The sequence below is a fragment of the Rhizobium sp. 01T444 genome (genome assembly GCF_056398305.1).
The window spans coordinates 1-617 of the sequence record NZ_JBFTPD010000261.1 but is presented as its reverse complement, the minus strand read 5'-3'; the positions used below and the strand labels follow the sequence as shown (position 1 = coordinate 617).

The 617-nt window shown below is 68.2% G+C and carries 1 protein-coding gene; it reads right to left on the bottom strand.

Annotated elements, in window-relative coordinates; all coding sequences use genetic code 11:
- Window positions 1-90: 90 nt before the first annotated feature.
- Window positions 91-617 (bottom strand): hypothetical protein (locus tag AC1DTN_RS38340; protein ID WP_477925415.1); only part of this gene is annotated, 527 nt, incomplete at its 5' end.

Genomic DNA, 617 nt, shown 5'->3' with positions numbered 1-617 from the left:
CCCATGCCCTGGCGGCGGCGAGCACCGGCCGGATCTGGCTGGAACTCGACGACCTGCGCGAGGCCTTGAGAACGGCGCCCGCCTTCTGAGTCAGCCGCGATTGCGCCTGGTGCGATAGCCCCGGCGGTACACGCCCGGGCCCGCCATGATCCTGGCCGAAAGCTCCTCGTAACGCTGCACGTGCTGCGCCGACATCGGCTCGCAGACCAGCGTCGGCGCATCGCGCGGCACCGGGTAGCACTGCGCCACCGGCGTGCCGCGCGGCAGCGTGCCGCGGAAGTCCGGATCAGTCCAGACCGCCGGAAAATTGATGCCGATATCGACGAAGCGGTCCGAATCGACCATGCCCGTGATGACGCGAAACGGCAGATCCTCGCGCTGGACCGGATGAACCGCCATCAATGACCATCCGGGCTCCAGCTCGATGGTCCAGAAGCTGTTGAACTTCAGGGCCGAGCGATGGCCATGCGCCAGCGGCGAACCCGCGATCTGCTCGGGCACATGAAAGCTCAGCGGCGCGCGCGGGTGGGCGCCCGAGGCCAGCTTGGGCAAGGGCCAGTCCCAGCTGAAGCGCATCGCCTCCACCTGCACATCGCAGGGCAGCAGCAGCAGAAAGC